The 8972-nt window shown below is 46.4% G+C and carries 7 protein-coding genes and 1 CRISPR repeat array; of the genes, 3 read left to right on the forward strand and 4 right to left on the reverse strand.

All coding sequences use genetic code 11. The features are described from left to right. Positions 1-226: direct repeats of the CRISPR family, unit length 31 nt; unit sequence TCGCACCCTCACGGGTGCGTGGATTGAAACC. Between the two features lie 323 nt (positions 227-549). Genes cas7c through HMPREF3039_RS10880 form a run of 4 tightly spaced genes read right to left on the reverse strand, consistent with a single transcriptional unit; the run spans position 550 to position 6493 of the window. Continuing rightward, positions 550-1371, reverse strand: coding sequence for a type I-C CRISPR-associated protein Cas7/Csd2 (gene cas7c / locus HMPREF3039_RS10865; RefSeq protein ID WP_067573012.1), 822 nt, complete (start codon positions 1369-1371; stop codon positions 550-552). A gap of 5 nt (positions 1372-1376) precedes the next feature. Beyond that, a complete protein-coding gene (gene cas8c / locus HMPREF3039_RS10870; protein ID WP_067573013.1) occupies positions 1377-3308 on the reverse strand; it encodes a type I-C CRISPR-associated protein Cas8c/Csd1 in 1932 nt (643 codons plus the stop codon). A gap of 15 nt (positions 3309-3323) precedes the next feature. Further along, positions 3324-4019 carry a type I-C CRISPR-associated protein Cas5c gene (gene cas5c, locus HMPREF3039_RS10875; RefSeq protein WP_067573015.1) on the reverse strand — a complete coding sequence of 232 codons (696 nt, stop codon included), beginning with the start codon at positions 4017-4019 and terminating at the stop codon, positions 3324-3326. An 11-nt stretch (positions 4020-4030) separates the two neighbouring features. After that, positions 4031-6493 carry a CRISPR-associated helicase/endonuclease Cas3 gene (locus HMPREF3039_RS10880; protein WP_067573017.1) on the reverse strand — a complete coding sequence of 821 codons (2463 nt, stop codon included), beginning with the start codon at positions 6491-6493 and terminating at the stop codon, positions 4031-4033. Positions 6494-6617: 124 nt separating this feature from the next. On the opposite strand from HMPREF3039_RS10880, the gene cas4 reads away from it, so the two are divergent. Genes cas4 through cas2 form a run of 3 tightly spaced genes read left to right on the forward strand, consistent with a single transcriptional unit; the run spans position 6618 to position 8606 of the window. Next, positions 6618-7286, forward strand: a complete 669-nt coding sequence (gene cas4 / locus HMPREF3039_RS10885) for a CRISPR-associated protein Cas4 (RefSeq protein WP_067573019.1) — start codon at positions 6618-6620, stop codon at positions 7284-7286. Beyond that, positions 7283-8302, forward strand: a complete 1020-nt coding sequence (gene cas1c, locus HMPREF3039_RS10890; protein ID WP_067573021.1) for a type I-C CRISPR-associated endonuclease Cas1c — start codon at positions 7283-7285, stop codon at positions 8300-8302. The genes cas4 and cas1c overlap by 4 nt, the downstream gene beginning before the upstream one ends. A gap of 13 nt (positions 8303-8315) precedes the next feature. Beyond that, on the forward strand, positions 8316-8606 hold the full coding sequence (cas2, locus tag HMPREF3039_RS10895; RefSeq protein ID WP_067573023.1) for a CRISPR-associated endonuclease Cas2: 291 nt from the start codon (positions 8316-8318) through the stop codon (positions 8604-8606). Positions 8607-8972 lie beyond the last annotated feature (366 nt).

The raw sequence follows: 8972 nt of genomic DNA on the forward strand, positions 1-8972 counted from the left end.
TCGCACCCTCACGGGTGCGTGGATTGAAACCACCACTTCCGGGCATCGTCCGGCCCCGGTCGGCAGTCGCACCCTCACGGGTGCGTGGATTGAAACCTTCTGCAATTTTGCCCTCCGGGCTTCCAATTCGTCGCACCCTCACGGGTGCGTGGATTGAAACCAACATGGCCAGATGTCCAGGATGTCCTCGTCCTGTCGCACCCTCACGGGTGCGTGGATTGAAATTCAAAAAAGGCTTCCAGGATCAAAAAGCTGGACAGCCGCATCCTCACGGGATGTATTGATATAACAAGACAGAAAGAATCTGAAATGCTATTAAAACAATGAGTCCCCTCAATAAAATTTTCTAAAAACGGAGGTATTTAATAAAAAGTATTGAATTGTTCTGGAAAGAGTGGGTGACTCATTTGCCATATTATAGTATGAAGAAATAAATATAACCCCCATTTTATCTACAAGGGCCAGTTTACAGGGAAAGGTTAAGTCCAAATTATAGGTGAAATTTAAAGGCCGGCCTATTTTCAATGAAAATAGGCCGGGCAGGAGAGATTAAAATCCGTCAATTTCTTCTGGGGTCAATCCCTGAAGTTCTTTCAATTCATAGGTGCCATCATTGTTGACAATGAGGCTTCTATGGACTTTTGCAGAAGAATATTGACCTGCTGGGCAGGAATGTTTCCACCAGATCACTTTCTTCACTTCCATGCTTCCTTCAGGCCGGGAGGAAGAGGCATCTCCTTCAAACATAAAGGGAAGGGTATTTTTTAATAATTCTGCATCTTCATCACTAAAACCTGTCAGGGAGGCAAGCTGTGGGGAAATGGCCCCGTAAAATACATAGACTCCTTGATCTACACGGTGTTTCATCCCCATGGTATCAGATGCTTTTTTGCTTCCATCTCCCTCCCCACTGACACTTTTCGTGATTTGGGTGCTGGTGATTTCCACAGGTTCTACGCTGAAAGCTGCCTGAACGGTGACGGGGCCGCGAATACCGAGAGAAACGCCGTCGTTCTTTTTTTCCCCGGTACCTTTATAAGCAAACAGTTGGCCGAAAGCGCGTACGTCAAACCAAGTCTCGCAGGCCAGCTTTGTTTGTTCCTCCTTGGTTTTCTTTCCTTCCAGAAGGATGGAGGCCCTGTCTTTTAATGTTTTGCATTCATCCACCTTGTGATCGTCTGATTGAACAAATATAGGCACTCCCGAATCAAGAAGCCTGTTGCGGATTTTACGTTTCAAGCAGACATCAGAAAGTTCTCCATTCCCGTCAAGCGTGGTGCGCGGACGGTTGCCATTTAACGGATCTCCGTTGGGGTTTGCATTTTTTACGGTGAAAATCACCGCAAAGTCTATCTTATGTTGTAGTGACATAATGTTTATTCTTTAGGTTGGGAATTTTCCTTTTCTTTTTCAGAAGATTTTTTAGGGAACATTTCTGATTTTTGACAGTAGTATCCAAGAAGAAATTCTCCTGATACCTTGCTGTCGTCGATGAAGTCGTTTCGATCGAAAAGGGCATGGATACTTGCTAATTCCCTGTCGTAGTAGAATTTCAACCCAGGTTCATTTTTGGTCAGAATCTGAAAATAGGGGTCTAATGCTTTGCGCAGTATTTCCCACGTTGAATGCGGATGAATGCTGAAGCGCTGCATCAGTTTTTCCGCATTCGTGGGACGTTCCGTGTCAGAGGAAGTTTTCTGGGCGGTTTTTTCCAGCAATTCCGCCACGGCGAGCAGCCTTCCGTATAAATATCCCCGTTCTGTAATGGTTTTATCCAGACTCATGGTATAATAGTGTTGTTTTTTAGTTGAGTTAAATCGGTATCGAAATAAAGCGCACGCTGTATTGACGGCAACATTCCATTCCTCGGATTTCCGGCCATTTCTGTTACAGGCTTGATGTATGCAAGCTTCCACGAGATCGGAGGGTATGGGACTTTTTTTAATGATGCAGGGAAGTAAGCGTGCGACTGTTTGCCTGCGCAATTTTTCATCTACGGATTTTCCATAAGCTACTTCGGCAATGGTTCGAGGAGAGGGGGCTCCAACATACCGCAACTTGTTTTTGTCATCCCATAGCTTCCACACGCATTCAGTATGCCAATGCTCAATATTATTCCAGTATTCGACTGAGTCCATCTCATTGAAGAAGGTGATGGACAGACGTCCTTTATCCTTAGAGGTAGAATCTAGTCCCATAATAAAGACTTTGCTGATATTAGCTGCTTTTTCTTTGTAGCCTGAAATTTTCGTTCTAAGTTTCCTTCCAATTTTTTCAGCGGTATATTGAGCAACCTCTGGTTCTTCATCAGGATCAATATCCAGTAACTCCTCTGTGCCAGTCAATGGATGGGGCATGAAAAAGCTTTTGGATGACCAGGCTACAATTGCTTGGGAATCATCTCTCCATCCCTGGTTAGAAATGAGCCATCTCAAGGCACTGTGGGCTTTCTGAGAGACTTCGCGCCCTACGCTGCAAACCTCAGTCGAATCATTAAATTTTCCTCTGAAAGTATATCCATTAGTATCGTTGGAGGAAATAATTTTAGCACCGTCCCCAGCCTTTCTGATAGATGCTGGATGTTGTATTGCCAAATTAGTTATTTCACCTGTTACATAGCAAAGACCTGTATTTTGTTCTTGTGACTCTTGAAATCTGATCCAGGAATCCCACATTTCCTTGTTTTTCCATACATCCGGGATAAGGTTTCCGGGAATTTCCACACGCCATCTGATCAGGAGGGCATCCATGCCAACAGCTCCAAGAGCCTCATAAATCTCCGGTGCGTCATTCTTTTCTCCCATCCATTTTTTCATCAAGGTACCAGAAGTTTCATTCACAGGAAGAACCCCTGATTTGACGAGGTCTTCCAAAAGACAGCCTTTGGATACATACAAAAAGATGGAAGAAAGCGTTGTATTGGAAGGATCAAAATCTTTCCAACGCTTCAGTTGGTTGAGATATTCTTTGTATCCAGTTTTTGTATTACCTGTCCATTTGGTGAAATCTCCCGCTACATATTGCAATTTGTCACAAAGGGGGTGGGGACACAATCCGCTGGTTCTGCCTCCCGACTTTTCAGTAACGGGAATGATTGTCTGCTGGTTCCCGGCAGGGACTACCTCCGCTCGTCTGAATGCACCGGTACCGTCCAGTACAACTGTTACCTGGGCATTTTGGCTGCCATGATAAAGCGGAAATAACGGGGTGATTGTTCGTTTTTTTGAATTTTTCTCTTCCGAAGAATTCAAGCCTGTCCATTGGGCATTATCTTCATATGTTTTATATAAAGCTTCCATCCAGTTCATTGTTCACCTTACTTTCTATTCTTCTAAAGATAAATCATTTACACCACATGATCGTGGAGGGTTAGCCTTCATCTTGCGGACAACTCTGGTTATTTTGCACTCTTCGGGACGAATGAATTTAACAATCCCATTCTTCATGACAGGTTTCCAGAACCGTACTCCCAATTCTTCTCTTCCTGTTTCATCCGGATAATCAAATCCATGGAACATAACGCCAAAGGCTAATTCCGGAATATCATCATACGCTCCCGGGCCTTCTCCAAACCGGCACGGTTCCACATAAGCCTGGCATTCGCGCGCACCCAGGCAGATATCGCGTCTTCCGCCCTTTTCCAGCGTGCGCTGGATAATGGCGGAATGCTTGCCTTCAATTCGGTCCGCCTTCATATCATCGCGAAGCAGATTCCACTCGTAATGAGCCCGTACCTGATAGGAAACGTCTGTTAAATAGGTATATACGGATAATTCGGCGCCGCTTTCATGATACTTGATCAGTTTCATGTTTTTTGCGAAAGTACGGACAGGATTTATGATGCGTACTTCATCAATGACCCAATTAATGGTGGGTTTCCAGTAGACGGATTTGGTCACCCCTTTTAATGCTTCATAGGTGGGGATATGGTAGGAGCATTTTTCACCGCCCATGCGGGTAAGGGGATCAGTGAATAAGGCTAATTTCCCTGATACCAGATATTCTATGTTATTTCCCATGATAAGATAGGTTAAACGGTAAGACCGTTCGGGTTTTTAGCATATGGTTCCGACTTTGACCATGAAAAACCAGTTTTTTCATCATAATGATGTTTTGAAAGTATATAGACAGGATAATCCGTGGGCAATAAGGCAATGATGCCGCTTGCAAGCATGGCATTGATATCCTTCTCTGTATAGTTTAAGGAGAGAGTATATTCCATGGCTTCCTTGAGCAACTTTCGGACTGCTTCCCATTCTTCCTTGGAGTGGGGATGTGCCAAGGCACGCAGATGCTCAATGATTTCTGCACCTTTTTGTTTACCCACAATGACAGGAGTTGATAAACCTTCCAGGACTTGATAATTTTTTGCTGCCTCCTGGAAGGACTGGTGCAGAAGCATAAAGGAGTAATCGGCCTGGATCCGCTGAGCCTCCATTTTGATGGTGCTGTTCGTTGAAAGAAGATCCATCATAGTATAACTGTTGGCTTTCAAAGGATAATCCAGCTTTTCATTGTTTTTGGAATAATAATATTGATAAAAAAGGTTCAAGGCGTTCTCTTCCATGAGTAAGTTGGCATTGCCTTGTACATCAGGGAGAATCGTTTTTAAAAGAGACTTACCTATGTTGATTTCTTCCAGTTTGTTTGTATTTTCCAATTTTTCCGATGGAAAAACGACAAAAATTTCTCCTTTATTCAGTTGCGCATCTCTGTTGCAGCGTCCTCCGGCTTGGACAAGAGAATCCAACCCGGCTGCACTGCGAATAACCACATCAAAGTCTACATCCACGCCCGCTTCAATCAATTGCGTACTGAAGCACAAAACGGGCTTTTTTATCTTTTTAGCCGTTTTAAGAGATTGCCTGTCTATTCTATTGGTGATGATATTTGAGCGATCCTGTGGAATCATGTTCGTACTCAAATGGTAGATTTGCACGTCCGGTACGTCTCCACACGCCTCATATAAATTGCGGGCAAATGTTTTGGTATTAACAACCATTAAGGTGTTTCTCCCGCTGTGAGCTTGTTTTAGAGCAAAATCGGCAAATTGCTGCAGCTTCCATTTTTCGGATTCTTCAATCATATTCACAGCGATCCGGCGGTTGGAATAAAACAATTCAAAGTACCGTTGATAGTCGGGAATGATATGAGGATCCGGATTCAGTCTTAAGTGCCAGTTTTCGTCTTCCAATTGGCTCCATATGGGTTGCGTGGCCGTGCATAAAACAAGACTGCATCCCATGACTTCTTCCATGAAATTTAATGCAGACGTCAACAGGTAGGTCGATTTTAAGGGAAGTGCTTGTACTTCATCAAAAATCATCACGGAGCTGGCCAAACTGTTCATACGGCGCACATAGCTGCTACCCTTGGAAAACAGCGTCTGTAGAAACTGTACTGCTGTTGTCAGGATGACGGGAGGTTTCCACGTACATCCTGCTTTATAACGGCGTTTTTCCTCCTGGTAGAATTCTTCTTCAGATAGATCGTTTTTTGGATCCACCAGCACATTGGCATGATGAACCAGGATAAGGTCGGCGAACTCATTTCCCAATGCCTCGCGGATAGTGGCTGCATTCTGATCAATAATAGAAGTGTAGGGAATGACATAAATTAGCCGGTCCAGCTGGTGCTTCAGGGCATGAGCCAATGCAAATCTCAGGCTTGCCAAAGTTTTTCCGGCTCCTGTGGGGAGTGTCATCAAAAACTTGCCTTGAGGACGGTCAGCGGCGGTGAAACTGCGCTGGGAAATTTCTGCCCGCAAATCATCAATCATTCCTCGTGAGGCAAGGCGTGCCAGGTATCTGTCCAGATTTGCCAACATTTTATCCCATGGAGGCGTAGGTACGGCTTTAATCGGTTCGCCCCCCGCACTGGAATGATCGGCATCTACAAGACAACTCAGTAAAAAGCGGGATAAAAGGCCATATCGGTATTTTATTTCCTTGGAGGAAAGTTTTTTTTCACCCTTCCGGAGTAGGGCGTCAAACGAACGCCATTCTTCTCTTAATGCCGGGTCTGAAAGCAATTCGTGCATCCGGGCCTTTTCTTCTGCCGGTATATTTTTCCAGGCTTCTTCATAGTAGGATTGCCGGACGTCTTTGGTAATGCGCGCCTTGAAATGATTTGTTCCCTCTGTCTTTAAGTTATCAATCAGGCACCCTTCATGATGGGAAAGACAGCAGAGGGCTATTATTTGAACCCAATATCTTTCAAAGGGCTCTATTGCTTGCCGTTCATCTGTGAAATAACGCCATAAATGTTGTGCCCCTGCCGTAGAATGATCGATGGAGCCCTTCCGAGTACGATCTTGCCCTGAGGCAATAGCTTCCATATAGTCATAAAAGGCATCACTCCATTTTCCAAAATCATGGAACGCTCCAATGAGAGCAGCCGTCCTTGCCAAACCTATTTTTGAGGCGTTGAGCGAAGCTCCTACAATACACTCATATGTATGTTGTTCTATTGTCTGTCCGGGTCGTGCTAGCATGTTCCCTGTATCCTTTCCATTTGGGTACGGAAAATCAGAATAGTCTTTCCCATGGGATTTTCAAGGTATGAATTGATTTTTTATTATTTTATGCAATAGTAACACTTTCAAACAAATTTACTGGATGTTACCTACTCTCTTTTCCGTTCCCTTGGCGGCATTGCAGCATTATCTGTACTGTCCCAGGCAGTGCGCGCTGATTCATCTGGAATGTGTGTGGGCTGACAACCAGTTTACGGCGGAAGGGAATGTATTTCATGAACGGGCGGATTCCGGCATGACGGAAAACCGCGGACGAAAGAAAATTCTGCGGTCCCTGCATGTTTCCTCCCTCCAATGGGGAATTCACGGCATTGCGGATGTTGTGGAGGCTGTTTATGCTGAAAAAGGCGGCGTTCCCATATCCATGACTCCGGTGGAATACAAGGTAGGCAAGCCAAAACCGCACCGTGCGGACGAAGTACAGGTATGCGCCCAGGCCTTCTGCCTCGAGGAAATGTTCGGAATGGCCATTCCTGCTGGTTTTTTATTTTACGGGAAAACCCAGAGGAGGCATGAGGTGGCGTTTGATGATGAATTGCGTTCTCTGACGTCTCGGATTATTCGGGAGACCAGGGATATTCTGACCGGAGTGGTAACGCCTTTGCCCCAATATTCCAAAGCCTGCAAATCCTGTTCCCTGGTCAACGACTGCCTTCCGGACGTATGCCGGGAACGCAGGCAGGGAATGAAGGACCGTGTGGACGAAGTATTTGAGGAAAGTCTGAATATGTGGGAAGCTGATGATTTATGAAGAAGCATTTAAATACATTGTTCGTGACGCTGGAAGGATGCTGGCTGTCCAAGGACGGAGATACTGTAAAAGTGAATTCGGAAGGTCAGTGCCTGCTGCGGATCCCTCTTCATAATCTGGAAGGCATCGTCACGCTGGGGTGGGATATCGGTGTGTCCCCGTATTTGATGGGGGCCTGTGCGGAAAAAGGAATTACCCTGTCGTTCTGCAATCCTTACGGTAAATTCCTGGCTGGCGTGCAGGGATTCATGAAAGGAAACATCCTGTTGCGCCGCGAACAGTACCGCTGGGCGGATGAAGAGGCAAAATGGGTTGGAGTGGCGCGGGAAATGATTGCTGCAAAAATCGCCAATTGCCGCAACTTGCTGTTGAGGGCACAGAGGACCTACGGGAAAAATCTTGCGGAAGAAGTGAACCGGCTGGCTGCTTTTTGCCGCATGGCCCGCGGGTGCGTTTCCGGAGACATTCTGCGGGGAATTGAAGGCTCCGCGGCGGAAACGTATTTTTCCTGCCTGTCCCACTGCCAGCGCACGGAAGATCCGGAATTGGTATTTGAAGGCCGCAACAGACGACCGCCAAAGGACTGTTTCAACGCATTGCTTTCCTTTTTGTACAGTTTGTTGTGCCATGATGCCAGGTCCGCCTTGGAAAGCTCCGGGATTGACGCGGCTGCAGGGTTTCTGCACCGCGATCGTCCGGGACGCCCCGGCATGGCATTGGACCTTATGGAAGAATTCCGGGCTCCTTTGGCGGACCGTCTGGCCTTGACTCTGATTAACCGCAGGCAGATATCTTCAGACGACTTTGACAGGGAAGAATCCGGAGCCGTCTTTTTGAAGGAGGATTCCCGTAAAAAAGTTCTGACCGCATGGCAGGAACGCAAGAAAACCGTTCTGGTTCATCCTTTCCTCCAGGAGAAAACCACGCTGGGACTGCTGATCCATATTCAGGCGCTGTTGCTGGCGCGCCATCTGCGCGGAGATATGGATTGTTATCCTCCGTTTATTGGCAAATAAATGCTTTCTTTCCATGTATATTCTCATCACCTACGATGTTGTTACGGAAGACAAGGCCGGCCAGCGCCGCCTGAGGCGGGTTGCCCGTGCTTGTGAAAACATCGGGCAGAGAGTACAGAATTCTGTGTTTGAATGCGAGGTCTCTCCGGCCCAATTGGTTGACATCAGGAGCAAGTTGCTTAAAATTATTGATCAGGACAGCGACAGCCTCCGGATTTACCACATGGGGTCCAATTGGCATCACAAAATCGAACAATTAGGCAAGGAAAAGAGCTATGACATTTCCGGGCCGTTGATCATTTGAGCGCTGTTTGACATGGTCTTTGCGCCAACCCCAAGCTTACATCAAATTGCCGGGAGGTCGGCGATTCTTGTAAGACATTGGAAAACGTAGATTGACATTCAAACATGATGAAGAGAAGACGGTATGTGATGTGCCGTCTTCGTGAAGTTGGCGCGAAGCCCCGCTTGCATGATTGATTAACAACATGTACCGTTGGGGCAGTCGCTCTCCGCAAGGAGGGCGTGGATTGAAACGATCCTCCCTGTTCCGCTTCTTCTCTCAATTCCCGCGTCGCTCTCCGCAAGGAGGGCGTGGATTGAAACGCCGAGAAGTCATTACCGAATACAAGCCGACGCGTCGCTCTCCGCAAGGAGGGCGTGGATTGAA

Source organism: Akkermansia sp. KLE1798 (assembly GCF_001580195.1).
In the GTDB taxonomy this organism is placed as follows: Bacteria; Verrucomicrobiota; Verrucomicrobiia; order Verrucomicrobiales; family Akkermansiaceae; genus Akkermansia; species Akkermansia biwaensis.

Bases quoted from the DNA above. Each gene is read 5' to 3' on its own strand.
- cas7c (WP_067573012.1), bottom strand. From the start codon at position 1,371: ATGTCACTACAACATAAGATAGACTTTGCGGTGATTTTCACCGTAAAA.
- cas8c (WP_067573013.1), bottom strand. From the start codon at position 3,308: ATGAACTGGATGGAAGCTTTATATAAAACATATGAAGATAATGCCCAA.
- cas5c (WP_067573015.1), bottom strand. From the start codon at position 4,019: ATGGGAAATAACATAGAATATCTGGTATCAGGGAAATTAGCCTTATTC.
- HMPREF3039_RS10880 (WP_067573017.1), bottom strand. From the start codon at position 6,493: ATGCTAGCACGACCCGGACAGACAATAGAACAACATACATATGAGTGT.
- cas4 (WP_067573019.1), top strand. From the start codon at position 6,618: ATGTTACCTACTCTCTTTTCCGTTCCCTTGGCGGCATTGCAGCATTAT.
- cas1c (WP_067573021.1), top strand. From the start codon at position 7,283: ATGAAGAAGCATTTAAATACATTGTTCGTGACGCTGGAAGGATGCTGG.
- cas2 (WP_067573023.1), top strand. From the start codon at position 8,316: ATGTATATTCTCATCACCTACGATGTTGTTACGGAAGACAAGGCCGGC.